The organism is Xanthomonas euvesicatoria, from assembly GCF_013112235.1.
Taxonomy (GTDB): domain Bacteria; phylum Pseudomonadota; class Gammaproteobacteria; order Xanthomonadales; family Xanthomonadaceae; genus Xanthomonas; species Xanthomonas euvesicatoria.
The window spans coordinates 3,672,773-3,696,007 of record NZ_JABFFS010000001.1; the positions used below are offsets into that span (position 1 = coordinate 3,672,773).

Genomic DNA, 23,235 nt, shown 5'->3' on the forward strand with positions numbered 1-23,235 from the left:
ACCCGCTTCACTGAAAAACGCATTTTCGCAGTGCCGGCCCGCCACGGAAACCCGTTGACAACGCCGCCGTAAACCTATGCTGCCGCGCTCAGCTGACCTGACGAGCGTAATGGGTGGCGGCACGTTCGACCAGAATGCTTTCGTGCAGCGACTCCAGCGCCATCACGCGGATCTTGCCGACATCCTTCAGCGGCACCATGCGTTCGACATACACCTCAGGGCCAGCATCGGTCATCGCACGCGACTTGCTGAAACCGTAAGGCACCACGCCCTTGTCGCCATCTTTGCTGCCACCGACGTACAGGACAATCGACATACCCACACCCTCTTCTGCTGCTGTTGCTGCGTTGTGGCGGCAGGATAACCAGCACGCCGTGAGGAGCTTTCCACGCACGTTAACGCTGGCTGTTTGCCGTTTGGTGACGGCGGCAAGGCCGGGCTCGCCTCACGGCCGCTTCACCCCGCTTGGCGGTCAATCGCCGTCCATCCGCTCGCTGCTCGACACCGCATGGACCTCAAAAGTGGCTACCCGTTCTGGTCGATCCGCAACGGGTTGATGCGCGCGTACCCGCGCCTGGAGCAAGACACCGTCTGCGAAGTGGCCATCGTCGGTGGTGGGGTGACCGCCGCGCTGATTGCCCACGAATTGGTGCGCCATGGGCACGAAGTCGCGGTAGTCGAACAGCGCGACATCGGCTGGGGCAGCACCTCGGCCAGCACCGCATTGCTCCAGTACGAAATCGATACACCGATGATCGAACTGGCCAGACAGCACGGCATGCAGGCAGCGGCACTGGCCTATGGGGCGTGCGCGCAAGCCATCCTCGACCTGCAGGGCCTGTGCAATACCTTCGGCGGCACCGACTTCACGCGCCAGGACAGCCTGTACTACGCCAGCCGCTCGCGCGATATCAAAGACCTGCGCAGCGAGCTGGAGACCCGCCAGGCGCAGAGACTGCCGGTGGAGTGGATCGAACGCGAGCCGCTCTGGCACAACTACGGCGTGCATTCGGATGGCGCGATTCTGAGCCGCCTGGCCGCCAGCGTAGACCCGTACCGCCTGTGCTACCGCCTGTTTTCCGAGTGCGAGCAATACGGCGCACGCATCTATGACCGCACCGCCATTGCCTCGATCGATCCGCACGACGCACATGTCGACCTGCGCACCGAAGACGGTGTGAGCGTGCGCGCCCGTCACGTGATCCTGGCAGCCGGCTATGGCAACCAGCGCTGGCTCTCGCAGCCGGTGGCGCGCAATCGCAGCAGCTACGCCTTCGTGACCGACACCCTGCACGACAGCGAAATGGGCGCGCTTAAGCACACCATGATGTGGGAGACCGCGCGCCCGTATCTGTACCTGCGCAGGACACCAGACGGGCGCGTGGTCGCGGGTGGCGAAGACGACAACATCGACATTCCCCCTCGCCGCGACGCACGCGTGCAGGGCAAGCTCAGGACGTTGCTGAAGAAAATTGGCAAGACCATGCCCGATATGCGCCTGCGCCCGGCGTTCGCATGGGCTGGCACCTTCGCAGAAACTGCCGATGGATTGCCGTTCTTCGGGCCGCATGCCGAACTGGGGCCACGTGTATCGTTCGCGATGGCCTATGGCGGCAACGGCATTACCTATAGCGCCATTGGCGCAGGCTTGTTGCGTGCACAACTAGAGGGCACGCCTCACCCGCTGTCCGAATTGTTCGGCTTCGCGCGCCTGGGTTGAATCCCCCACGGCCACCAACCGTGGCCGTGCATCGCATAGGTATCGGCAGCCCGCTCCAGCGGATTGCGCACGTGGATGCCGCCGCACAGAACATACATGGGCAGGAACAGCGGCCCAAGCAGCATGTACTGATAGACATGCGCGCGCTCGTGGTCGCCCAGGCGCACCGGCGGATGCTGGCAACGGCCTGCGGCGTGCGCGTAGGTGCTGCACTGCAGGTCCAGCGATGCACCTTTCAGCAAGATCACGTTGCCCAACGTCATTGCGCCCCCCGGACCCCACGGCCAGGCGTGGAAGACCACGGCATGTTCCCGCGGCGACCAGACGGGACGCGCACCGAAACACCAGCCGGCCGCGCCGATCGCGAGCCCGATCAAGGTATTGGGCAGCGTCCACAACGCGCCCAGCACCTGCAATGCAGGCAGGCCGCGCATTACCGGCTTCAATCGGCCTGGTTGGGGATCAGCAGCCACAGAATCAGATACACCAGGATGCCGGGAAACGCGGCCGAGGCAATCGACACGATGACGAAAAACACACGCAGCAGCGTCGAGCTCCAGCCAAAACGACGCGCAATGCCGCCAACGACACCGGCGATCATGCGGTCGTTGAGGGAGCGGGACAACGTGGTGGTAGACATGGCAGGACTCCTGCAAGACGTAGCCAACAGTCTAGAAAACGCGGCCGCTGCAGATCGTGATGGCCGCCCGGCCTGCTTGGCGCAGCATCACCTGCGCGGCGTGCAGGCAGCCATCTCAGGCATTGCCGCCGCGTTCCTGCAACCAGCGATGGATTGCCACCGGCACCTCGCGCTGCGCACGCCCGGAGACGTAGATTCCGATGTGCCCGCCACGGAAGCTCAATTCGCTGTAGTCGTCGCTGCCGACCAGCCCTCCTAGCGCCCGTGAGGCATCCGGCGGCACCAAGTGGTCGTGTTCGGCGTAGATATTCAGCACCGGCATGTCGAGCGCCTGCAGATCGACTGCCTGTCCCCCGATGCTCACCTGCCCGGTGACCAACCCGTTGCGCTGATAGAACAACGTGACGAATTCGCGGAAGGCCTCACCGGCCAGGTCGGGCGAATCGAAGATCCACTTTTCCATGCGCAGGAAATCCTCCAGCGCCTGCTTGTCGTCGAGGATGTCGAGCAGGCCCACGTACTTCTGCAGATTCAGCCGGAACGGCTTGAGCATCAGGTAACTGGCGTTCATCAGGTCCGCCGGCACGTTGCCCATCGTGTCCACGAACAGATCCACATCGACCATGCGCGCCCAGTTGGACAGCATGTTGTCGGGAGTATGGAAATCCACCGGTGTCACCATGGTGATCAGGTTGCGCACCTTGTCGCGTTGCAGCGCGGCGTAGCACAACGAAAACGTGCCGCCCTGACAGATGCCGAGCACATCGACCGCCTCCAGCCCGGATTGCGCGCGCAGGTGATCCACCGCGCCATCGATATAGCGCAGCAGATAATCTTCCAGCGTGAGGTAGCGCTCGGAGCGGTCCGGGTAGCCCCAATCCAGCACGTAGACATCCTGGCCGTGACTCAATAGCCCCTTCACCAGCGAGCGATCCGCCTGCAGATCGACCATGTAGGGGCGATTGACCAATGCATAGACAATCAGCAGCGGTGTCTTTGCCACCGGTGCCTGCTCGCCGATGAAGCGGTATAGCACCACCTTGCCATCGCGCCAGATTTCTTCGCGCTCGGTGACGCCATAATCCACATCGTCCACGCCCGGCAGCAACTTGAGCCCTTCGCGCAACTTGCGTTGCATCGACAAGGTTTCCTGCATCAGGTCTTCGGCACTGAATCCCAACGGACCTTTCATGCCTGCGCTCCACGTTTTTTACCTGCAGCGGGTTTACGGTCCGCAGGCTTGGGCGGGGATTTCGCCCCACCGCGCTTCTTGACCGAGGTCGTTTTCGTCGACTTGGAGACCGCTGGCGCCTGTTTCGGAGCCGCCTTTTTCGTCGCGGTCCTCTCGACGGACGCCTTCTTGGATGCACCCGGCTTGACTGCCCGTGCTGCCTCCGCCGGCCGCGCTGCCGCCGCACTGGCGCTGGCGGACGACGCGCGCTTGCCCGCCGCCGATGTCACCGTTTCAGGCTGCGGCGCCGCAGCGGGCTTGCTTGCCGGTGAAGCTGCGTTACGCAGCATCCGCCTGACCAGGCGTTCCAGTTCGGCAATGCGCCGATGCGCGGCGTCCATCTCCGAACGTGTGGGCATGCCGAAGCGTTCGCTGAGTTGCTCGACCTCTTCCTGCAGCGCAGCGCGCAGACGCATGTGCGCATTGGCAAAACCGCCGTACACCTTGCGGAACTGCTCCGACAAGGCGACATCGGCATAGGACTCTTCGGCCGCCTCGATCCACAAATCGAACAGGGCGCGGGCGCTGGTCAGCTGGCTACCGCTGCTCTCGTGCTCGCTCAGCTTGGACGCGAAGCGCGCGAACGCCTGCTCGATCGCCGCCTTGAGTTGCTCGCCATAGGCCTCCGACTGGGCCTGGAACTCCTGCTGTGCGCGTGCCAGTTTCTGCAGGCGCGACTGGTGATTGCGGTTCAATCCGAACGCCGGCATGTCCAGCCAGGGCGCATTTTCCTCGCGCCACTTCTGCAGCGCCTGCGCCGCGTCCTGCAGCCACGGGTCGAACCCGCCCGGGCTGCCGCCGCGCAGCGAACCCAAGGTCCACTGCATCAGCTGTTCGCCCTGCCCTTGTACGGCCTGGCGCCAGGCCTCGGCCACTTCATTGGCCGAGGTGTCGCGCCCGGCAAACTGCGCGGCCACCTGCTGCATGGTCCCGAACCAGTCGCCGGCCTGGGTGCGAAAGCGGTCGATGGCCTCCTGCGCCTGCGGGGCGGCCTGGGTGGGCAGCAACTGCGACCACCAATCCACGGCCTTGCGCCAATCCTGCGGAGCATCGCTACCGGACGCGGGCGGTGGTTGTTGCGCGGCGGCGCCGGCCTGGCCGTGGCGCATGGCATCTCCCCAGGCAGCCCAATACTGGCGCGCCTTGTCGTCGAAGTTGCCTTTGTCCGAACCGCTGCTTGCCATCATCCCGTCCAGTGACCTTTACCCAGCCATCCTACCGCGTGCGTGGCGGTGTGCCGCTCAGGGCTTGGGGATACGCAGCGTCTTGCTGATCATCAGCGAGCCGGACACCGCAAACAGCAGCACCAGCGGATGGAACTGCCACGGCCCCAGTTGCCATTGCCCCCACCACAAGGTGTCGCCGATATGCCCGCTGCTGGCGGCAACGGCGAGCAGGATCACCAATACCAGGCTGGTCGGAATGGGCGTTCCTTCGAAATACGGCACCTTGTCGGCCTCGCCAGCGATCTCTTCGGCGGTGACGTTGTAGCGCGCCAGCCGGCTGACCCCGCAGCAGACGAAGTAGCTCAGCACCAGCCAGTCCCAACCGCCGCGCATGCCGCAGGCGTAGCCCAGCGCCGCCGGCGCCACGCCGAAGGAGATCACGTCTGCCAGCGAATCCAGTTCGCGGCCCAGTGTGGAAGACGCCTTGCGCCAGCGCGCCACGTGCCCGTCCAGCGCATCGAACACGAACGCCAGCGGGATCAAGGCCATGCCAAGCAGCAGATCGCCGCGATGCCCCTCTTGCAGGAACCGCATGGCCGCAAACACCGCGCCGGTGCCGCAGAACGCGTTGGCAAGCGTGAACCAGTCCGCGAGTTGGAAATCGCGCAGCATCGAAAAATGGCGTTTCATGCGGAGCCTGAGGTGAGCAATGCACAAAGGGTAACGCGCGCGCGCCATGCAGGCGACCGTTTCGCTGCACTCGGCTAGGCTGGCGATCCGCGTGACCGCTCCCGGCCGCGCACCACTTCACGAGGACATCCGATGCGCAGCATCCTGATTACCGGCGCGGGCAGCGGCATTGGCGCCGGTATCGCCAGCCAACTGGCGGCCGATGGCCATCATCTGCTCGTCAGCGATGTGCAGCTGGCGGACGCCGAGCGCACGGCCGAGGCGTTGCGCCAGGCAGGCGCCTCAGCCGAGGCGCTGGCGTTGGACGTGACCGATGCAGACAGCATTGCGCAGGCACTGGCCAACGCATCACGCGCCCCGCAGGTACTGGTGAACAATGCCGGCCTGCAGCATGTGGCCACACTGGAGGAGTTCCCGATGCAGCAGTGGGCGCTGCTGGTGGATGTCATGCTCACCGGCGCCGCACGCCTCAGTCGCGCCGTGCTGCCCGGCATGCGTGCAGCCGGCTATGGCCGCATCCTCAATATCGGCAGCATCCACTCGCTGGTGGCCAGCCCATACAAAAGTGCGTATGTCGCCGCCAAGCATGGCCTGGTCGGCCTGGCCAAGGTCATCGCGCTGGAAACCGCCGATTGCGACATCACCGTCAACACGCTCTGCCCCAGCTATGTGCGCACACCGCTGGTGGAGCGGCAGATTGCCGATCAGGCGCGCACCCGCGGCATCGCCGAGGACGCGGTGGTGCGCGATGTGATGCTCAAGCCGATGCCCAAGCGCGCCTTCATCGAGTACGACGAGCTGGCCGGCACGGTGGCGTTTCTGATGTCGCATGCCGCGCGCAACATCACTGGGCAAGCCATCGCCATCGACGGCGGATGGACGGCCCAATGATCACGCTGGCGAAATTTTGACCAGCCCTCGCGCATGCCAGATGGCGCAAGGGGTGCGCGCACTTGTCCACAGACTTGCGCAGCGTCCATCCACAGGGGGTGTGGAGAACTGGGTGAGGCCTGCCGTTCCTTAGAGAGCCGAAAGGCTCTCCAACGTTCGATGTTCAACTCCGGACGGTTGAGCCTGGCTGGAATTGGTGCTGCGCTGCGAGCCGGCACGGCTCGCCGATCGGATGGGAAGCGCTGCTCCGCTGCCCCGTCGCACGTCGAGGACATCGCCCTACAACAGTCGGGCTCGGTTGGGCAGCTGCCGGAACGGTGTCGGCGTCACGTCCCCATCGCGTTGTGCACGCGCAGCGATCAGATCCGCGAATACGTCCACGACTGCATGCGCCCGTCGCGATACGGCATGACGCCGTGGAACGGGCGCGGGTCGCCATCGAACACCAGCGGCAGGAAATGGCGGTCGCCTTCCCACATTGGCACCTGGTCCATCCGCTCGATCGCGATCCACTCCAGCGTCCCCTCCGGATTGGAGGTGTGGGGCGTGCCGTCGAAGCTGTGGATCAGGAACACGAAGCCCAGCCAATCTTCGCCCTGCTTGCCGAAGCCGGGCCAGCTGATGGTGCCGCGCAGCTGCATCTGCCCGCAGTCGACGCCGGCTTCCTCGCGTATCTCGCGGCGCATGCAGGCCAGCACGTCTTCGTCCGGCTCCATCTTGCCGCCCAGGCCGTTGTATTTGCCCAGATGCTGGTCGCCGGGACGGGCATTGCGATGGATCATCAGCACCTGGGTGCCGTCCGGCGACAACAGGTAGCCGAGCGTGGCGACAATCGGGGTATAGGGCATGGCATGCGATCTGACACGAAGCGCATCAGTATGACCGAAGCGGCACGCCGCACGCGGCGGTAACGCCGGCTCAGCCGACGGCAGCCTGCGGATTCGGGCGCGGCGGTGCCACGTGATCGGTATCCAGGCGGAGGGTCGCAACGCCATGGCCGCGTTCGGCCAGGTACTCCAGCCACTTGCCCAGGAACGTATTCATGCGCATGCGGTGGCTGATCAGCTCGGCCGGCGGCGGGAACATGCCCATCACGTCCTGCCAGCGCCGACCGACATAGCAATGCGTGGTCTCGGCCTGGCGCGCATCGCGGTACAGTCGCACATACGCCGATGGGTCCGGCTCGCCGGTAACCGGGTCGCACAGGTCGTAGGTCAGGCGCAGCTCCACCGTGTAGCGGTGGCATTCGATCACGTCCAGCCGCAGGTTCAGGCCATCGCCGATCGAGGACACGTACGAGCCCGGCGCAAGATCGGCCGGGGCGAACAACCGGGTCAGATGTTGGAAGTTTTCTGCATACAAGCCCATCAGCCAGCCGAAGCGGCTCAGTTTGGGAATGCGTTCGAGTTTGCTCAGTGCTTGCGCCATGGACCGATCCTACACGCTGCGCCGCCGCACGGGCAGCATTGACGAGGGCCCAACGGCAGGCCTACCTTGGCGGAGCACTGCCCCGCCCGCTTTGCTCCCACAGCCACCGCCGCAACCGCACCGTTCGCTCTCCGTCCGATGCGCACGCTCGCAAGACCGGCGGGCCGGCGACCACGCCTGATCTCCGATCAAAACATCTCGCGTTGCAGGCCCAGGGTGGACAACACCTTGCTGGAGATTTCTTCGATCGAGGTATTGGTGGTGCTGAGCGAGGGAATGCGCTCCATCTGGAACATGCGCTCGGCGATCGCGACTTCGCGCCGGCAGGTCTCTGCCGCGCTGTAGCGCGAATTGGCGCGCCGCTCCTGACGAATTTGCTGCAACCGCTCAGGGTCAATGGTCAAACCGAACAACTTGCTGCGGTAGTTACGCAACCGCGGCGGCAACTGCTCGTTTTCCAGATCTTCGTCGGTCAGCGGATAGTTGGCGGCGCGGATGCCGTAATGCAAGGCCAGATAGATGCAGGTGGGTGTCTTGCCCGCGCGCGACACTGCCACCAGGATCACATCGGCCTCGTCGTAATTGAGCGCAATGCCATCGTCGTGACTGAGCGCGAAGTTCATCGCGTTGATGCGGCGGTGATAGGTTTCGAAGTCGACCATGCCGTGCGCGCGGCCCACACGCGAATGGCGTGGCGCATTGAGCTCGCGCTCCAGCGGCTCGATGAAGGGCGCGAACACATCCAGCATCAGCGCGCCACTTTCGGCCAGGATCATGCTCAATTGTGGATCGACGCACGAATTGACCACGACCGGCCGCACCTGGTACCGCTCGCCTGCGGCGCGCACACGCATGGCGGCGTCGCGCGCTTTATCTGCATCATCGATGAACGACATGCGGTCGGTGACGAAGTTGAAACCGCTGAACTGCGTGAGCAGGCTATGCCCAATCGTTTCAGCGGTGATACCGGTTCCATCGGAGACGTAAAACACCGGCCGAATTGTTGACATCAAGACCACCTCTTTGAACTGGTGTCCAAAACTTACGGATTCATGCTTGTGCAGGCTCCGCTGTGCACTGCATCATAGCGGCTTCTTCCTACGGTCGCGGCCATTCAGCCCGCTCGGGCGATGGCCTTACGGAGCATCGCGCTTGAACGAGAATATCCTGTGGTTGCATGAGCTACGCCTGGCCGACCTGGCCCGCGTAGGCGGTAAAAATTCCTCACTTGGCGAGATGATCGGCAACCTGGCTGGGTTGGGCGTCTCGGTTCCCGGTGGATATGCGACGACCGCGGAAGCTTTCAAGGACTTCATCGCACACAACGATCTGTCCAAGCGCATCTTCGACAAGCTGGCGACGCTGGATGTCGAGGACGTCAATGCACTCACGCTGGCCGGCAAGGAAATCCGCGGCTGGGTGATCGATGCCCCGCTGCAGCCGGAACTGGACCGCGACATCCGCACCGCCTACGCCCAGTTGTGCGCCGAGAACGGCGGCGGTGACGTTGCCGTGGCCGTGCGCTCCTCGGCAACCGCCGAAGACCTGCCGGACGCCTCGTTCGCAGGCCAGCAGGAGACCTTCCTCAATGTGACCGGCGCCGACGATGTGGTGCACAAGGTCAAGGAAGTGTTCGCCAGCCTCTACAACGATCGTGCGATCGCCTATCGCGTGCACCACGGCTTCAAGCATGAAGACGTGTTCCTGTCGGCCGGCGTGCAGTTGATGGTGCGCTCGGGGGTAGGTGCGGCAGGCGTCTTGTTTACGCTTGACACCGAATCCGGTTTCCGCGACGTGGTGTTCGTCACCTCCAGCTTCGGTCTGGGCGAAATGGTCGTGCAGGGCGCGGTCAACCCGGACGAGTTCTACGTCTACAAACCCACGCTGACCGCGGGCAAGCCGGCAATCCTGCGCCGCTCGCTCGGCAGCAAGGCCATCCGCATGGTCTATTCGGACGTGCCCGGCGAGCGTGTGCGCACCGAAGACACCCCGGTGGAACTGCGCAACACCTTCTCGATCAGCGACGAAGACGTGCATGAGCTGTCCAAGCAGGCGTTGGTGATCGAAACGCATTACGGCCGCCCGATGGATATCGAGTGGGCCAAGGATGGCGTCAGCGGCAAGTTGTTCATTGTGCAGGCGCGTCCGGAGACGGTGAAGTCGCGCAGCCATGCGACCCAGATCGAACGTTTTGCGCTGGAAGCCAAGGACGCCAAGATCCTGGCCGAAGGCCGCGCGGTCGGTGCCAAGATCGGTAGCGGCGTGGCACGCGTGGTGCGTTCGTTGGACGACATGAATCGTGTCCAGGCTGGCGATGTGTTGATCGCCGACATGACCGATCCCGATTGGGAGCCGGTGATGAAGCGCGCCTCGGCCATCGTCACCAACCGCGGCGGCCGTACCTGCCATGCAGCGATCATCGCGCGTGAGCTCGGCGTGCCGGCCGTGGTCGGATCGGGCAATGCCACCGCCGTGATCAAGGACGGCCAGGAAGTTACCGTCAGCTGCGCCGAGGGCGACACCGGCTTTATCTACGAAGGCAAGCTGGCGTTCGAGCGCACCACGACCGATCTGGGCAACATGCCGCCTGCCCCGCTGAAGATCATGATGAACGTCGCCAACCCGGAACGCGCGTTCGACTTCGGCCAGCTGCCCAATGCCGGCATCGGCCTGGCGCGCCTGGAAATGATCATCGCCTCGCACATCGGCGTGCATCCCAACGCTCTGCTGGAATACGACAAGCAGGATGCCGATGTCCGCAAGAAGATCGACGCCAAGATCGCCGGCTATGGCGATCCGGTCAGCTTCTATGTCAACCGCCTGGCCGAAGGCATCGCTACGCTGACCGCATCGGTCGCGCCGAATACCGTGATCGTGCGTTTGTCGGACTTCAAGTCCAACGAGTACGCCAACCTGATCGGCGGTTCGCGTTACGAGCCGCATGAAGAGAACCCGATGATCGGCTTCCGCGGCGCCAGCCGCTACGTCGACCCGTCCTTCACCAAGGCCTTCGCGCTGGAGTGCAAGGCGGTGTTGAAGGTGCGCAACGAGATGGGCCTGGACAACCTCTGGGTGATGATCCCGTTCGTGCGTACGCTGGAAGAAGGCCGCAAGGTGATCGAAGTGCTGGAGCAGAACGGGCTCAAGCAAGGCGAGAACGGTTTGAAGATCATCATGATGTGCGAGCTGCCGTCCAATGCGCTGCTGGCCGACGAGTTCCTGGAGATCTTCGACGGCTTCTCGATCGGCTCCAACGACCTGACCCAGCTCACCCTGGGCCTGGACCGCGATTCTTCGATCGTGGCGCACCTGTTCGATGAGCGGAACCCGGCGGTCAAGAAGCTGCTGTCGATGGCGATCAAGTCGGCGCGCGCCAAGGGCAAATACGTGGGGATCTGCGGCCAGGGGCCGTCCGACCACCCGGAACTGGCCGAGTGGCTGATGCAGGAAGGAATCGAATCGGTGTCGTTGAATCCCGACACCGTGGTCGACACCTGGCTGCGTCTGGCCAAGCTCAAGAGCGAGGGCTGATGGGACTGATGGGTGCGATGTGGGCAGCAGCTGCAGGAGCAGCTGCTGCAAGACCGGTTGCTGCAGCAGGAGCGGCAGCCGCGAAGCCCGCCGCGACCAGCGAGCCGGCATTCAATTGGGCCGCCATTCCGTGGGCGCAGTACGCGGTCAACTGGGGAGTGGCGCTGCTGATCGTCGTGGTCGGCATGTGGCTGGCCCGGCAACTCAGCCAGTGGTTGCACCGCGCGCTCACCCGCGCACGCGTCGAGATCACGCTGACCAACTTCCTGCGCAACGTGATGTACGCGTTGTTGCTGGTGCTGGTCTTCGTCAGCGCATTGAGTCAGATCGGTGTGCCACCGACCTCACTGATCGCAGTGCTCGGCGCAGCAGGCCTGGCGGTCGGCCTTGCCCTAAAGGATTCGCTGTCCAACATCGCTGCTGGCGTGATGCTGATCGTGCTGCGGCCGATGCGCGATGGCGACCACGTGTTGATCGCCGGGCAGGAAGGCATCGTCGACGAGATCCGGATCTTCCAGACCCGGATCCGTTCGTTCGACGAACGCATGATCACCCTGCCAAACAGCACGATTACCACCGCCCCCATCGTCAACTACAGCACCCTGCCCAACCGCCGCCTGGAAGTGACGGTCGGCGTGGGCTACCAAGACGATCTGAAGAAGGCGCAGCAGCTGTTGCTGCAGATCGCCAAGGACAACCCGAACATCCTGGAGTCGCCTGCACCCTTCGTGCAGGTGACCAACCTGGGCGAGAGTACGGTGGACCTGATGTTGTTCGCGTATGCGACCAACGGCAATTTCGGCGCCGCCAAGAGCACCACGCTGGAGCAGATCCGCAACCAGTTGCTGGAAAACGGACTCAACATCCCCTACCCGCAGCGCGACCTGCACGTGTATCACCACGATGCCGATGGCAAGCCGATCTCCGACCTGTTGCTGAAAGGCATCGCCGACGATGGCGACCTGAGCAAGGGGCCTTCGTTGGCGCGCTGACGTACACAATGGCGCGATGGAAAGGCAGAAAAGGCCGCATCGAACGATGCGGCCTTTTTGTTGATGCCTTTCTTGTTGGATGCTTTTGTTGGATGGGTCGCCATCGCGTGGCCTGCACCCCGCGCAGTCGGCTGAGGAGTCAACTGGCGCACGCATGCGTGCCATTGGAATGGGACACCGGCGACACGCCAACAGCCTGCAACAACGCCGTGGCCAACGCTCAGCCCTCCACACCCGCCGCAGCATCGCCACCGAGCGCACCCATGAACTGACGGTAGTGGCGCAACTCGTCGATCGAATCGCGCACATCGCTCAGGGCGGTATGCGCCGAACTCTTGGCAAACCCGTTCGCCACCGAGGGCGCCCAACGTCGCGCGAGTTCCTTGATGGTGGACACGTCCAGATTGCGGTAATGGAAATAGCGTTCCAGGCGCGACATCTGACGGTGCAGGAAGCGGCGATCCTGGCAGATCGAGTTGCCGCACATCGGCGAGGCGCCGGCACGGATCCACTCGCTCAGGAATGCCACCGTCTGCGCTTCAGCCTGCGCGTGGGTCACCTGGCTGTCGAGCACGCGCTGCCACAGACCCGAACGGCGGTGCTGATTGCGGTTCCATTCGTCCATCGCTTCCAGGGTTTCCAGCGGATGCGCAATGGCCAGTTCCGGCCCCTCGGCAAGCACGTTCAACTGCGCATCGGTCACGATGGTGGCGATCTCGATGATGGAATCGCGATCGGTATCCAGGCCGGTCATTTCCAGATCGATCCAGATCAGTCGGTCGTTGCCTGCAAGGTTCTCTGCCATATCGCCGTCCTGTGGAGGCCGTCGCCGGCCGGATGCTGAAGAGGGCGCGCATCATACCGCGGCCACGTCGCTCAGGGCGCAAGTGGTGGCTTGCCGCGCTTGGCCCTGAAGTAATTGGTCAGCCGCAGGCTCGCCTCGGCCGCAAGCACGCCACCGCACACCTGCACGCGATGATTGTGGCGCGGGTCGGCAAGCAGGTCGAAGACGCTGCCGCAGGCGCCGGTCTTGGGATCGCTGGCGGCGAACACCACGCGCGCGATCCGCGCATGAATCATCGCCATCGCGCACATCGCGCACGGCTCCAGGGTGACGTACAGCGTGCAGCCGATCAGACGGTGATTGGCCAGACGGCGCCCGGCTTCGCGCATTGCCACGATTTCGGCATGTGCGCTGGGGTCGTGGCTGGCGATATTGAAATTCCAGCCTTCGCCAAGCACGTTGCCTTGCGCATCGACCAGCAGCGCGCCGACCGGGATTTCGTCATAGTCGCGCTCGGCACGCTCGGCCAATTGCAAGGCATGCCGCATCCAGTGCTCATCGATCGCCGCGTACGGCGTTTCGGTCGGCGCATCGATGGGCACACTCACGTGGCCGCACCGCCCTGGCGGTCCAGGAACGCGGCGAACGCGGCAACCGTGGCTTCGCTGACATGGTGTTCGATGCCCTCCGCGTCGCGGCGCGCGGTGGCTTCGTCGATGCCAAGCGCAAGCAGGAAGCGCTCCACGATCTGGTGGCGCTGCCGGCTGGAGGCGGCCAGCGCCTCGCCGGCCGGGGTCAGGAACACTCCGCGGTAGGGGCGCTGCACGACCCACCCATCGCGCACCAGCCGCTTGAGCATCTTGGCCACGGTGGGCTGCGCCACACCCAGGCGCGCCGCGATATCGACCTGGCGTGCCTCGCCGCCATCCACCAGCAGATCGGAGATGAGCTCCACGTAGTCTTCGACCAGCTCGGCGCGGCGCGCTTCGCGTACCTGACGGAAGCTCTCCATGTGCACCTGCGCATCGATCAGGACCGGCGCGGCCGCTTCCACCTTTTCGCTCTTGCCCACCCTCGTCCTCGTCATCGTCGCCGGCGTCGATGCCGGGCGCATAGTTTGAAGCACACGGCAGATCAATACGATTCAAATTGCCAATGCTCAACAGCATAGCAACTGCTATATGATGCATTGACCCCGTTGTGACCCGAGTGCATGTCCGCCAACACCGCCGCCTCAGCGCCATCGCCAGCCACCGCCAACGGCGGCCTGGGCGACCACCAGGCCAGCGTCTCCGTGCCCAAGGGCGGCCATTGGTGGTTCCGCCTGCTGGCCTTCCTGGGACCGGGCTACATGGTGTCGGTGGGCTATATGGACCCGGGCAACTGGGCTACCGATCTGGCCGGCGGCTCGCAGTTCGGCTACCTGCTGCTGTCGGTGATCCTGTTGTCGAACCTGATGGCGATCGTGCTGCAAGGCCTGTCGGCGCGGCTGGGCATCGCGACCGGGCTGGATCTGGCGCAGGCCTGTCGCGTGCGTTATCCGCGTGGCGTCAATCTGGCGCTGTGGGGCATTTGCGAGCTGGCCATCATCGCCTGCGATCTGGCCGAGGTCATCGGTACCGCGATTGCGTTGAAGCTGTTGTTCGGGATTCCGCTCACCATGGGCGCGATCATCACCGCGGTGGATGTGGTGCTGGTGTTGCTGCTGATGAACCGCGGCTTCCGCGCGCTGGAAGCCTTCGTGATCGCGCTGCTGCTGATCATCTTCGTGTGTTTCGGCATCCAGATCGCGCTGGCCGCACCGCCGGTTGCGGCAGTCCTGGGCGGTTTCATTCCGCGTGCGCAGGTGGTCACCGACCCGCAGGCGCTGTATCTGGCGATCGGCATCATCGGGGCGACGGTGATGCCACACAACCTGTATCTGCATTCCTCGATCGTGCAGACGCGCGCGTATCCGCGGACCGATGTCGGCCGGAAATCGGCGCTGCGTTGGGCGGTCACCGACAGCACCGTGGCGTTGATGTTCGCGTTGTTCATCAATGCCTCGATCCTGATCCTGGCTGCGGCGGTGTTCCATGCGCAGGGCCGCACCGACGTGCAGGAGATCGAACAGGCGCATGCGTTGCTGGCGCCGATGCTGGGCGTCGGCCTGGCCTCGACGCTGTTTGCGGTGGCGCTGCTCGCCTCGGGCATCAACTCCACCGTGACCGCAACGTTGGCCGGGCAGATAGTGATGGAAGGTTTCCTGCAATTACGCCTGCCGCCGTGGATACGGCGCTTGCTCACCCGTGGTATCGCCATCGTGCCGGTGGTCATCGTGACCTGGCTGTATGGCGAAGCCGGTACCGCACGGTTGTTGGTACTCAGCCAGGTGGTGTTGTCGATGCAGCTGCCGTTTGCGGTGATTCCGCTGGTGCGCTTCGTGTCCGACCGGCAATTGATGGGCGCGCTGGTAGCGCCAGCGTGGCTGGTACGCATCGCGTGGGTGATCGCGGCAGTGATCGTATGCCTCAATCTGAAGCTGCTGTGGGATACCGCGCTGCATTGAGATGCGGCATCGGCTCGGGTGTTGCACCGGCGTTCGATCAATTGTTTCGTATCGCCCGGACAGCTGGAAGACGACGTCGCGCTTTCTTGCCTTCAGCGCGCACCATCGCTGTTGGTGATGCTTGAGAGCTTACCCAGCGTGTCCTGCCATGATGGCTGAACACGCTCTCGGCAGCAGACTCGACTGACTCGAGGTGGCGGTGCCCTCGCCGCTCGCAGGACACGCCGCAAGTACCTCCCATGTAGGCTCGATGGCGGGATCCATGCCGCCAACGGTGACCACACCGCACCAGACAGGTGCTCGGTGAGGCGATCGAAGAGCGAAACATCACGCTACCGCTTGAGCCCGTCGCCAGCGCTGTGCGCATGTTTACGCTTCTTCCATTACGGGCTGCGCATCGCTCGAATCGATCACATTCTGCGCCAGTTCGCGCACTGCGCACGCATGTGCAATCTGCCTCGTGCCCCACGCGCTCTACTTGGCGCATGCACCGGTGTGTCTTTTGCCTGCAGTGGCCTTGCGCTGCGTAGGCATGCCTTGCATGACGCGCCAACGCGCGCATGCGACCGTCGGGCTGCATGCCCTCGCCTGCAGGAGTTCTTATGGATCCGTTCGAGGCGTATCCGGCCGATGCCGGGCGCCGCCACTTTCTCATTTCCGGCACGGCAGCCGTGGCAGCGTTATCGCTGCCACATCTCGCCAGCGCTGCCGCGGCCACGCGCATGCCATCCACCTCCTCGCCCCACTCGTCCACTCACGGAGTCAAGCAGATGTCCAATTTCGTCAAACGTCCCGACGGCGCCAACATTTTCTACAAGGACTGGGGCAAGGGCCAACCGGTCGTGTTTTCGCACGGCTGGCCGCTCAGCGCCGATGCCTGGGATGCGCAGATGTTGTTCATGGGCCAGCACGGCTTCCGCGTGATTGCGCATGACCGCCGCAGCCACGGCCGTTCGTCGCAGACCTGGGATGGCAACGATATGGACACCTACGCCGACGATCTGGCCGCGGTGATCGAGGCGCTGGATCTGAAGGATGCGATCCTGGTGGGCCATTCCACCGGCGGTGGCGAAGTGGCGCATTACGTTGGCCGCCATGGCAGCAAGCGCGTGACCAAGGTGGTGCTGGTGGGCGCCGTGCCGCCGCAGATGGTCAAGAGCCCGACCAACCCGGGCGGCCTGCCGATGAGCGTGTTCGACGGCATTCGTGACGGTGTGGCCAAGGATCGTTCGCAGTTTTATCAGGACCTGACCACGCCGTTCTTCGGCGCCAACCGCGATGGCCACAAGGTCACCCAGGGCATGCGCGATGCGTTCTGGCTGCAGGGCATGCTGGGTGGGCATAAGGGTCAGTACGACTGCATCAGGGAATTTTCCGAAGTCGATTACACGCCCGACCTGAAGAAGATCGATGTGCCGGCGCTGGTGGTACATGGCGACGACGATCAGATCGTGCCGATCGATGCGTCCGGCAAGATGTCGGCCAAGATCATCAAGAATGCAGAATTGAAGATCTATGCCGGCGCGCCGCACGGCCTGACCGTGACCCATGCGGACCAGTTCAACAAGGATCTGCTGGCGTTCGCAAAAGCCTGATCGAAGTTGGATGGATCGGCGAAAGGCCGGCTCGACAGAGCCGGCCTTTTTTGATCTGGCGCTAGTGATCGCGCAAGCACCGCTCACGCCCGGACAGGTTGTTGTCGGGCGGTATCGACGCTGCGCTCGGACCTACACCTTGCCAGTGATGGATCCCGATTCGCACACCGGCCAGGTCTGCCTGACGGTGAGAGTCGTTGCTGTTCGCTGCGCTTCTCAGGCTCAGTCGAGATCTTGGTTGACTGAGGGCATCATGCGCTCGCTGCTCTCAGGACACGCCGCATGCTCCCGACACCGTGGCGCTTCAGCGCAGCAACCAGTCGGCCAGCAGGAACCCGACGCTCATCGCCACGACGAGCAATGCACCGGTCAGACGTGGCGGAGCGGGCAACGGCAAGTCAAGCAACCGGCAGCCGATGCCGATCGCCAATGCGAGCAGGACCCCGAGCACTGCCAGGCTCATGCATCGCCCTGCCGGCCAACGCGGCCGCTGGGTCCGCCGCAATGCTCTAAATTCCTCGCGGCACGCCGGGCCAGAAAGTGGTCGGCCAGTGCATAGCCGCACGTCATTGCCAGCACCAGCAGCGCGCCGACGAAGGCCGTTGGTGCAGGCGATGGAATGCCGGCCACACGGCAGCCGAAGCCGATTGCCACACCCAGCGCGACACCGCTGATGAACTTCCAATTCATGGCATCAGATATCCGAGTGCGCGTGCGGCGGCAGCGCAGCACCGCCGCCACCGACGAAGTGGCGCACCACCGGCGCGCGCTCGCCGTGATGCAGGGCGCGGATCTGTTCTTGCAATTGGCGGTCGTCGCCGGTGACGCGTTCGTGCTGCCGCAGATGCTCCAGCCATGAGGCGACGATGAAGTATTCCAATTGCACACCCGGCGTTGCAGCGTCTTCGGCAATGCCCCAGACCACGGCGCCGTCGCGGCGGCGCGCGTTGCCCAGTTGCGTCATCAACTGCAAGAACGCGACGCGTGCCTCGGCAGCGATACGGTATTCCACCGTGACCAGCACCGGGCCGCGGTCGTGCTCGACGCGATCGGTTTGCGCAGGTGCAGGCCAATGTCCGCCGGGGGCGAGGTCCAGCTGTTCGGTTCCGGCAATCCGCGCGCGTTTGACCAATAGCGCGGCGATCACTGCACCGGCAGCGGCGATCTGCAGTGCTGTCGCAATCGACGTGCGTTGCGCCAACGCACCCCATAACAGCGAACCGCCGGCCATGCCTGCGGAAAACACCACGATGTACAGCGACAATGCACGCGCACGCACCCACGCAGGGACGGCGGTCTGTGCGGCGATCTGCAACGACGACAGCACCGTGATCCAGGCCAGACCATTCACCACCATCACCACGCACAACACGCCAAGCAGCCGCGACAACGCCAACCCCAGCAGCGATGCGGCGCACACCAGGGTGGCAACGAACACCAGCAGATCGCGGTCGTAGCGCGCACGCAGGCGCGGCAACAGCAAGGCGCCGCTGATTGCGCCCATGCCGATGCAGCCCAGCAAAATGCCGTAGCTGCCGGCGCCCAGTTGCATATCGCGGCGGACCACCAGCGGCAGCAACGCCGTCAACGCGCTGGCGAACACGAAAAAACCCGCAGCCTTGATCAGCACCGCCTGCAGGCGACCGGCGCGCGCGGCGTAGCGCAACCCTGCGCGCAGGCCTGCGCCAAAGCTCTCCGGCGGCAGCGCCGAGGCACGCACATCGCGGCGCCACCGCCACAGCACGTACAGCATCATCCCAAAGGTCAGCCCGTTGAGCAGGAAGGCCCATGGCGGGCCGAATTGCGCCACGATCAGCCCACCCACGGCCGGGCCGATCGATCGCGCGATGTTCATGCCGATCGAATTGAGCGCCACCGCCGAAGCCAGCATCGGGCGCGGCACCAGTTCCGACACGATCGCTGCCTGCGCCGGCATCGCCATTGCTGCGCCCACGCCCATTGCAAAGGTGAGCGCCACCAAGACCCACGGCGTCAGCAACTGCAGATGCGCCAATAACGCGAGCATACCGGCCACCAGCAGCATCCAGGCCTGGGTCAACAGCAGGTAGCGACGACGGTCGACGATGTCGGCCAGCGTGCCGGCGACCAGTGCCAATAGCACCACCGGCAAGGTGGTGGCCGACTGCACCGCCGCCACCATCAATGGCGAGCCGGTCTGTTCGGCCATCACCCAGGACGCGGCGACATCATTGATCCAGGTACCGACGTTGCTGCCCAGGATCGCCAGCCACAAGGCACGGAAGACCGGCTCACGCAGCGGCGCCCAGGCACCACCTTCGGCAGGTGCGGCAGAAACAGTCATCGCGGCAAGGCTCCAGGCAATGGGACGAAACAGACAACGCACAGGTGTGCCGCGCGCAACGCACAGGCACGCAGATGTGCTGGCGATACCGCCATCAGAACGCGAAGCACGCGCATCCCAAGGCGCCCCAGAAACTACGTAGATCATCGGTGGGGACCGCATGTTGCCCGGCGTGCGCGTGCGCGCCGTGGGCACGACACGCGTGGCCGTGTGCATGCGTGTGCGTTGCAGCGGACAGCCCGCTTACCGCGCCTCCAACCTGATAGCCGTCGAACCGATTCACCGGCGACCAGTCCGGCATGGCAGGCGGCAGCGTGGGAGCGAGCGCGGCAAAGTCGCCATCGCCATGCACAACACGCCCGCCCAGCACGGTCAGCACGCTGGTGATGTCGGCGATGGCCGCATCGTCGATGCGGAAGTAATCGTCAGACAACACGATGAAGTCGGCCAACTGCCCTACCGCCAAGGTGCCCTTGCGGGTCTCGTCGCCGGAAAACCAGGCGCTGCCCTGCGTCCACAAGCGCAACGCTTGTTCGCGATCGAGCAGATTGTCCTCGCCATACAGGGCCAGACCGCCCACCGTGCGGCCGGTGACCAGCCACGACAGCGCCACCCACGGGTTGTAGCTGGCCACGCGCGTGGCATCGGTGCCTGCGCCGACCGGAATTCCCGCTGCGAGCATGCGTCGCACTGGCGGCGTCTGTTTTGCAGCCTGCACACCGTAGCGCTGCACGAACGCCTCGCCCTGGTAGGCCATACGATGCTGCACGGCGATGCCGCCGTTCAAGGCGCGGATGCGGTCGATATTGCGCGGGGTAATCGTTTCGGCATGGTCGATGAACCAATGCAGGCCGTCGAACGGGATGTCGGCGTTGACCTTTTCATAGACATCGAGAATGCGCGCGATGCTTTGGTCGTATGTCGCATGGATACGAAATGGCCAGCGCTTTTCCACCAATAGCCGCACCACCTGCTCCAGCTCGGGCTCCAGCGCCGCCGGCAGCTCTGGGCGCGGCTCGCTGAATTGTTCGAAGTCTGCCGCGGAAAACACCAGCATCTCGCCGGCGCCGTTGTGACGCAGCAGGTCATCGCCCTTGCGCACCGGCAGTAAGTCGGTCCAGCCGCGGAAGTCCTCGACCTCCCTGCCCTTGTTCTGGGTGAACAGGTTATAGGCAATGCGCACGCTCAGTTGGCCGGCTGCGTGCAGCTGTTCGATGACCTGGTAATCCTCCGGATAATTCTGGAAACCACCACCGGCGTCGATCACTGAGGTGATCCCGAGCCGGTTGAGCTCGCGCATGAAATGGCGAGTGGAATTGGCCTGGTATTCCAGCGGCAGACGCGGGCCTTTGGCCAGACTTGCGTAAAGGATCAACGCGTTGGGCTTGGCCAGCAGCAACCCCGTGGGGTTGCCCAACTTGTCGCGCTCGATGCGCCCGCCCGGCGGATCCGGCGTGGTCTTGTCGTAGCCGCAGGCTCGCAGCGCGGCACGATTGAGCAAGGCACGGTCGTACAGATGCAACAGAAACACCGGCGTGTCCGGCGCGATGGCGTTGATCTCCTCGAGCGTGGGCAGGCGCTTTTCAGCGAACTGATGCGCAGTGAAACCGCCAACCACGCGCACCCACTGCGGCGCTGGCGTGCGATCGACCTGCACCTTCAGCATGGCCATGGCGTCGGCCAGCGGGCGCACGCCATCCCAGCGCAGCTCCAGGTTGTAGTTCAGACCACCACGGATCAGATGGGTGTGGCTGTCGTTGAGGCCGGGCAGCAACCGCCGCCCCTGCGCATCGATGGTGCGCATGCCCTGCGCCAAGGCCATGATCTGCGCATCGTCGCCGACTGCCACGATGCGTCCATCGGCAACGGCGATGGCAGTGGCACTGGGCTGGCGCGGATCGAGCGTGGTAATGCGCGCATTGCGAACGACGAGATCGACCATGGGAGACTTCCCTGACGCAGACGAGGCAGCCGGCAATGCACCCAACGCAAGACCGGCTGCGGCGCCCTGCATCCACAAGCGTCGACCGGCATCGTGATTGCCCGCAGTGGGGCTCATGCCGCGCGCCTACGCAGACGATCCAGCGACCAGTCGCCACCACCGACTGCAGCCAGTGACAGCAAGACGACCATCCACATCAGCGGATACTCCATGCCGCCGTGCATCCAGAACCATCCGTTGGGAATGGCAACCAGCACGGTGGTTGCGATGAACAGCGCTGCCAATGCGGCGCTGGCACGCGTCCACATTCCCAGCAAGACCGCCAGCCCGGAGAGGGTCTGCATCAGGGCCAGCAGCAGCGGTAACGGTGCAGCGGATGGAAGGCCGAACTGCTGCAACTCGGCGGCGAACCCGGTCAGGCCCGGTCCACCGAACCAGCCCAGCAACTTGCCCAGCCCATGCGGCAGCAGGAAGCCGCCGCCGGCGATGCGCAGCATCAGCAACGCTGACGAAAGTCCGGCGGTGCCACGTGGTGCCGATAGGTTCAATGCCCGCCTTCCTGCGCACCGAACATGCTCTTGGCGTACTGGATGCCGATCCCGTAGCCGCCAGCATGCGCGCGTGCAATGCCGGTGGTCAGCGCATAGGTGTCGCTACGTGCCCAGTCGCGCTGCAATTCCAGCAGGTACTGCACACTGGTCATGGGCGCAGCGCCGGCCTGCACCATGCGCATAACGGCACGTTCGTGCGCCTCGTCGCTCACGTCGCCGCAAGCATCGGTGATGACGTACACCTCGAACCCTTGGTCGATCGCCGACAGTGTCGGGCCTACGATGCACACGCTGGTCCACAGACCGGCGATCACCAGACGCTGCTTGCCGAGTGCGTTGATGCGATCGATCACGCCCTGGTCTTCCCAGGCGTTCATGCTGGTGCGATCCAATACCGGCTCATCCGGAAAGATGTCCGGCAACTCCGGGAACAACGGGCCGGAGAACGATTTTTCTGCGACGGTGGTCAGGATCACCGGCACCTTGAAGCCTTTGGCGCCCTTTGCAATCAAGGACACATTGTTGCGCAGCGCCGAAATGTCGATGGTGTGCGTGGCGAACGCCATCTGCGATTGATGGTCGATCAGAATCAGGGTGTGATCGCCAGGCGATAGCAAGGATGTGCCGGGCACGGCAATTGCAGTGGTCATGCGGGTTGCTCCATGGAAAGTGACACCGATTCATCGCCGCGCCGCTGCGATGAGGGCATGTGTGCAGCCCCGCATGTCTCCATCGCCGTCTGCGCGGCGAAACGCGCCGGCGTGCACCCGGTGGCGTTGCGAAAGCTGCGAACGAAGTGGCTTTGATCGAAGAAGCACAGATCGGTGGCGATCTGGCTGATGGTGTGGCGGCCTTCGCGCAACATCGCCTGGGCACGTTCGAGCCGACGATGACGCAGGTATTCCATTGGACTGGCGCCGACCGCATCGCGAAATACGCGGGCGAAATGGAAGCGGCTCAGACAGGCAGCTTGCGCGAGATGCGCCACGCTGACAGGTTCGTACAGATGCGTGTCGATGTACTGCATTGCGCGCGCAACAGCGCGCACACGCGGCGCCTGCGTTTGCATGCGTCCTGCAGCACGCGTCTCGGGGCAAGCGATGGCAGTCAGAGGTGCCACGGGGCGTCTCCGGGGGGAATGACCGCATGGTGCCGGGGACAGCCTCGTTGCCCTACCCCTGATGGTGAGGCGAATCTTTCCCT

Annotated in this window: 25 protein-coding genes; 6 read left to right on the plus strand and 19 right to left on the minus strand. The window is 64.2% G+C overall.

Features of this window, described 5'->3' with window-relative positions:
* Nucleotides 1-88: 88 nt before the first annotated feature.
* Nucleotides 89-316 (minus strand): hypothetical protein, encoded by a 228-nt coding sequence (locus HLH45_RS15835; RefSeq protein WP_008573245.1) that lies wholly within the window; start codon nucleotides 314-316, stop codon nucleotides 89-91.
* 192 nt (nucleotides 317-508) lie between these two features.
* Between HLH45_RS15835 and HLH45_RS15840 the strand changes: the two genes are divergently transcribed.
* Nucleotides 509-1,720: an NAD(P)/FAD-dependent oxidoreductase gene (locus HLH45_RS15840; RefSeq protein ID WP_046932263.1), complete on the plus strand. Its 1,212-nt coding sequence runs from the start codon at nucleotides 509-511 to the stop codon at nucleotides 1,718-1,720.
* Here HLH45_RS15840 and HLH45_RS15845 read toward each other — a convergent pair.
* The 5 genes from HLH45_RS15845 to HLH45_RS15865 all read right to left on the minus strand — a co-directional run bounded on the left by HLH45_RS15845 (nucleotide 1,678) and on the right by HLH45_RS15865 (nucleotide 5,495).
* Entirely contained in the window at nucleotides 1,678-2,154 is a 477-nt protein-coding gene (locus tag HLH45_RS15845) for a hypothetical protein (RefSeq protein ID WP_033478715.1), read from the minus strand. The two genes, HLH45_RS15840 and HLH45_RS15845, sit on opposite strands and share 43 nt — an antisense overlap.
* A gap of 8 nt (nucleotides 2,155-2,162) precedes the next feature.
* Nucleotides 2,163-2,360, minus strand: a complete 198-nt coding sequence (locus tag HLH45_RS15850; RefSeq protein ID WP_008573210.1) for a PspC domain-containing protein — start codon at nucleotides 2,358-2,360, stop codon at nucleotides 2,163-2,165.
* Nucleotides 2,361-2,475: 115 nt separating this feature from the next.
* A complete protein-coding gene (locus tag HLH45_RS15855; protein WP_008573208.1) occupies nucleotides 2,476-3,552 on the minus strand; it encodes a class III poly(R)-hydroxyalkanoic acid synthase subunit PhaC in 1,077 nt (358 codons plus the stop codon).
* Entirely contained in the window at nucleotides 3,549-4,778 is a 1,230-nt protein-coding gene (gene phaE, locus HLH45_RS15860; protein WP_008573206.1) for a class III poly(R)-hydroxyalkanoic acid synthase subunit PhaE, read from the minus strand. The genes HLH45_RS15855 and phaE overlap by 4 nt, the downstream gene beginning before the upstream one ends.
* Nucleotides 4,779-4,832: 54 nt before the next feature.
* Nucleotides 4,833-5,495: a CDP-alcohol phosphatidyltransferase family protein gene (locus tag HLH45_RS15865; protein ID WP_008573204.1), complete on the minus strand. Its 663-nt coding sequence runs from the start codon at nucleotides 5,493-5,495 to the stop codon at nucleotides 4,833-4,835.
* A gap of 84 nt (nucleotides 5,496-5,579) precedes the next feature.
* Here HLH45_RS15865 and HLH45_RS15870 point away from each other — a divergent pair, with 84 nt between their 5' ends.
* The gene (locus HLH45_RS15870; RefSeq protein ID WP_008573202.1) at nucleotides 5,580-6,338 is read left to right on the plus strand and encodes a 3-hydroxybutyrate dehydrogenase; all 759 of its coding nucleotides are present in this window, start codon (nucleotides 5,580-5,582) and stop codon (nucleotides 6,336-6,338) included.
* A gap of 359 nt (nucleotides 6,339-6,697) precedes the next feature.
* Here HLH45_RS15870 and HLH45_RS15875 read toward each other — a convergent pair whose 3' ends face one another.
* From HLH45_RS15875 to ppsR, 3 genes are all read right to left on the minus strand, one after another.
* Entirely contained in the window at nucleotides 6,698-7,186 is a 489-nt protein-coding gene (locus HLH45_RS15875) for an NUDIX hydrolase (RefSeq protein ID WP_008573201.1), read from the minus strand.
* A gap of 70 nt (nucleotides 7,187-7,256) precedes the next feature.
* A complete protein-coding gene (locus tag HLH45_RS15880) occupies nucleotides 7,257-7,766 on the minus strand; it encodes a DUF1249 domain-containing protein (RefSeq protein WP_008573198.1) in 510 nt (169 codons plus the stop codon).
* 188 nt (nucleotides 7,767-7,954) lie between these two features.
* Nucleotides 7,955-8,776 carry a posphoenolpyruvate synthetase regulatory kinase/phosphorylase PpsR gene (gene ppsR / locus HLH45_RS15885; protein WP_003482830.1) on the minus strand — a complete coding sequence of 274 codons (822 nt, stop codon included), beginning with the start codon at nucleotides 8,774-8,776 and terminating at the stop codon, nucleotides 7,955-7,957.
* 142 nt (nucleotides 8,777-8,918) lie between these two features.
* Between ppsR and ppsA the strand changes: the two genes are divergently transcribed.
* Nucleotides 8,919-11,297: a phosphoenolpyruvate synthase gene (gene ppsA / locus HLH45_RS15890; protein ID WP_046932266.1), complete on the plus strand. Its 2,379-nt coding sequence runs from the start codon at nucleotides 8,919-8,921 to the stop codon at nucleotides 11,295-11,297.
* A complete protein-coding gene (locus HLH45_RS15895) occupies nucleotides 11,297-12,289 on the plus strand; it encodes a mechanosensitive ion channel family protein (RefSeq protein WP_008577156.1) in 993 nt (330 codons plus the stop codon). The genes ppsA and HLH45_RS15895 overlap by 1 nt, the downstream gene beginning before the upstream one ends.
* A gap of 220 nt (nucleotides 12,290-12,509) precedes the next feature.
* Here the strand turns inward: HLH45_RS15895 and orn are convergent, their stop codons facing one another.
* The 3 genes from orn to mntR form a co-directional block, all read right to left on the minus strand.
* A complete protein-coding gene (gene orn, locus HLH45_RS15900; RefSeq protein WP_008577153.1) occupies nucleotides 12,510-13,094 on the minus strand; it encodes an oligoribonuclease in 585 nt (194 codons plus the stop codon).
* A gap of 71 nt (nucleotides 13,095-13,165) precedes the next feature.
* Nucleotides 13,166-13,681 (minus strand): tRNA adenosine(34) deaminase TadA, encoded by a 516-nt coding sequence (gene tadA, locus HLH45_RS15905; RefSeq protein ID WP_008577150.1) that lies wholly within the window; start codon nucleotides 13,679-13,681, stop codon nucleotides 13,166-13,168.
* Complete coding sequence (gene mntR, locus HLH45_RS15910) at nucleotides 13,678-14,145, minus strand: manganese-binding transcriptional regulator MntR (RefSeq protein ID WP_011347418.1); 468 nt, start codon at nucleotides 14,143-14,145, stop codon at nucleotides 13,678-13,680. Before mntR ends, tadA begins: the two co-directional genes overlap by 4 nt.
* 141 nt (nucleotides 14,146-14,286) lie before the next feature.
* Here mntR and HLH45_RS15915 point away from each other — a divergent pair, with 141 nt between their 5' ends.
* Nucleotides 14,287-15,621, plus strand: a complete 1,335-nt coding sequence (locus HLH45_RS15915; protein ID WP_008577147.1) for an Nramp family divalent metal transporter — start codon at nucleotides 14,287-14,289, stop codon at nucleotides 15,619-15,621.
* Between the two features lie 770 nt (nucleotides 15,622-16,391).
* On the plus strand, nucleotides 16,392-17,216 hold the full coding sequence (locus HLH45_RS15920) for an alpha/beta fold hydrolase (protein ID WP_033479267.1): 825 nt from the start codon (nucleotides 16,392-16,394) through the stop codon (nucleotides 17,214-17,216).
* A 304-nt stretch (nucleotides 17,217-17,520) separates the two neighbouring features.
* Here the strand turns inward: HLH45_RS15920 and HLH45_RS15925 are convergent, their stop codons facing one another.
* The 7 genes from HLH45_RS15925 to HLH45_RS15955 form a co-directional block, all read right to left on the minus strand.
* On the minus strand, nucleotides 17,521-17,679 hold the full coding sequence (locus tag HLH45_RS15925; RefSeq protein ID WP_008577142.1) for a XapX domain-containing protein: 159 nt from the start codon (nucleotides 17,677-17,679) through the stop codon (nucleotides 17,521-17,523).
* Complete coding sequence (locus HLH45_RS15930) at nucleotides 17,676-17,906, minus strand: DUF1427 family protein (protein WP_008577140.1); 231 nt, start codon at nucleotides 17,904-17,906, stop codon at nucleotides 17,676-17,678. The genes HLH45_RS15925 and HLH45_RS15930 overlap by 4 nt, the downstream gene beginning before the upstream one ends.
* Nucleotides 17,907-17,910: 4 nt before the next feature.
* Nucleotides 17,911-19,539: an MFS transporter gene (locus tag HLH45_RS15935; protein ID WP_046932269.1), complete on the minus strand. Its 1,629-nt coding sequence runs from the start codon at nucleotides 19,537-19,539 to the stop codon at nucleotides 17,911-17,913.
* Nucleotides 19,540-19,633: 94 nt separating this feature from the next.
* Entirely contained in the window at nucleotides 19,634-21,481 is a 1,848-nt protein-coding gene (locus HLH45_RS15940) for an amidohydrolase (RefSeq protein ID WP_142803182.1), read from the minus strand.
* Nucleotides 21,482-21,594: 113 nt separating this feature from the next.
* Nucleotides 21,595-22,029 carry a DoxX family protein gene (locus tag HLH45_RS15945; RefSeq protein ID WP_011347412.1) on the minus strand — a complete coding sequence of 145 codons (435 nt, stop codon included), beginning with the start codon at nucleotides 22,027-22,029 and terminating at the stop codon, nucleotides 21,595-21,597.
* Nucleotides 22,026-22,682 (minus strand): hydrolase, encoded by a 657-nt coding sequence (locus HLH45_RS15950; protein ID WP_011347411.1) that lies wholly within the window; start codon nucleotides 22,680-22,682, stop codon nucleotides 22,026-22,028. Before HLH45_RS15950 ends, HLH45_RS15945 begins: the two co-directional genes overlap by 4 nt.
* Nucleotides 22,679-23,101 (minus strand): helix-turn-helix domain-containing protein, encoded by a 423-nt coding sequence (locus HLH45_RS15955; protein WP_029819527.1) that lies wholly within the window; start codon nucleotides 23,099-23,101, stop codon nucleotides 22,679-22,681. The genes HLH45_RS15950 and HLH45_RS15955 overlap by 4 nt, the downstream gene beginning before the upstream one ends.
* Nucleotides 23,102-23,235 lie beyond the last annotated feature (134 nt).

Bases quoted from the DNA above. Each gene is read 5' to 3' on its own strand.
- HLH45_RS15835 (WP_008573245.1), bottom strand. From the start codon at position 316: ATGTCGATTGTCCTGTACGTCGGTGGCAGCAAAGATGGCGACAAGGGC.
- HLH45_RS15840 (WP_046932263.1), top strand. From the start codon at position 509: ATGGACCTCAAAAGTGGCTACCCGTTCTGGTCGATCCGCAACGGGTTG.
- HLH45_RS15845 (WP_033478715.1), bottom strand. From the start codon at position 2,154: ATGCGCGGCCTGCCTGCATTGCAGGTGCTGGGCGCGTTGTGGACGCTG.
- HLH45_RS15850 (WP_008573210.1), bottom strand. From the start codon at position 2,360: ATGTCTACCACCACGTTGTCCCGCTCCCTCAACGACCGCATGATCGCC.
- HLH45_RS15855 (WP_008573208.1), bottom strand. From the start codon at position 3,552: ATGAAAGGTCCGTTGGGATTCAGTGCCGAAGACCTGATGCAGGAAACC.
- phaE (WP_008573206.1), bottom strand. From the start codon at position 4,778: ATGATGGCAAGCAGCGGTTCGGACAAAGGCAACTTCGACGACAAGGCG.
- HLH45_RS15865 (WP_008573204.1), bottom strand. From the start codon at position 5,495: ATGGCGCGCGCGCGTTACCCTTTGTGCATTGCTCACCTCAGGCTCCGC.
- HLH45_RS15870 (WP_008573202.1), top strand. From the start codon at position 5,580: ATGCGCAGCATCCTGATTACCGGCGCGGGCAGCGGCATTGGCGCCGGT.
- HLH45_RS15875 (WP_008573201.1), bottom strand. From the start codon at position 7,186: ATGCCCTATACCCCGATTGTCGCCACGCTCGGCTACCTGTTGTCGCCG.
- HLH45_RS15880 (WP_008573198.1), bottom strand. From the start codon at position 7,766: ATGGCGCAAGCACTGAGCAAACTCGAACGCATTCCCAAACTGAGCCGC.
- ppsR (WP_003482830.1), bottom strand. From the start codon at position 8,776: ATGTCAACAATTCGGCCGGTGTTTTACGTCTCCGATGGAACCGGTATC.
- HLH45_RS15895 (WP_008577156.1), top strand. From the start codon at position 11,297: ATGGGACTGATGGGTGCGATGTGGGCAGCAGCTGCAGGAGCAGCTGCT.
- orn (WP_008577153.1), bottom strand. From the start codon at position 13,094: ATGGCAGAGAACCTTGCAGGCAACGACCGACTGATCTGGATCGATCTG.
- HLH45_RS15915 (WP_008577147.1), top strand. From the start codon at position 14,287: ATGTCCGCCAACACCGCCGCCTCAGCGCCATCGCCAGCCACCGCCAAC.
- HLH45_RS15920 (WP_033479267.1), top strand. From the start codon at position 16,392: ATGTCCAATTTCGTCAAACGTCCCGACGGCGCCAACATTTTCTACAAG.
- HLH45_RS15925 (WP_008577142.1), bottom strand. From the start codon at position 17,679: ATGAGCCTGGCAGTGCTCGGGGTCCTGCTCGCATTGGCGATCGGCATC.
- HLH45_RS15930 (WP_008577140.1), bottom strand. From the start codon at position 17,906: ATGAATTGGAAGTTCATCAGCGGTGTCGCGCTGGGTGTGGCAATCGGC.
- HLH45_RS15935 (WP_046932269.1), bottom strand. From the start codon at position 19,539: ATGACTGTTTCTGCCGCACCTGCCGAAGGTGGTGCCTGGGCGCCGCTG.
- HLH45_RS15940 (WP_142803182.1), bottom strand. From the start codon at position 21,481: ATGGTCGATCTCGTCGTTCGCAATGCGCGCATTACCACGCTCGATCCG.
- HLH45_RS15950 (WP_011347411.1), bottom strand. From the start codon at position 22,682: ATGACCACTGCAATTGCCGTGCCCGGCACATCCTTGCTATCGCCTGGC.
- HLH45_RS15955 (WP_029819527.1), bottom strand. From the start codon at position 23,101: ATGCAAACGCAGGCGCCGCGTGTGCGCGCTGTTGCGCGCGCAATGCAG.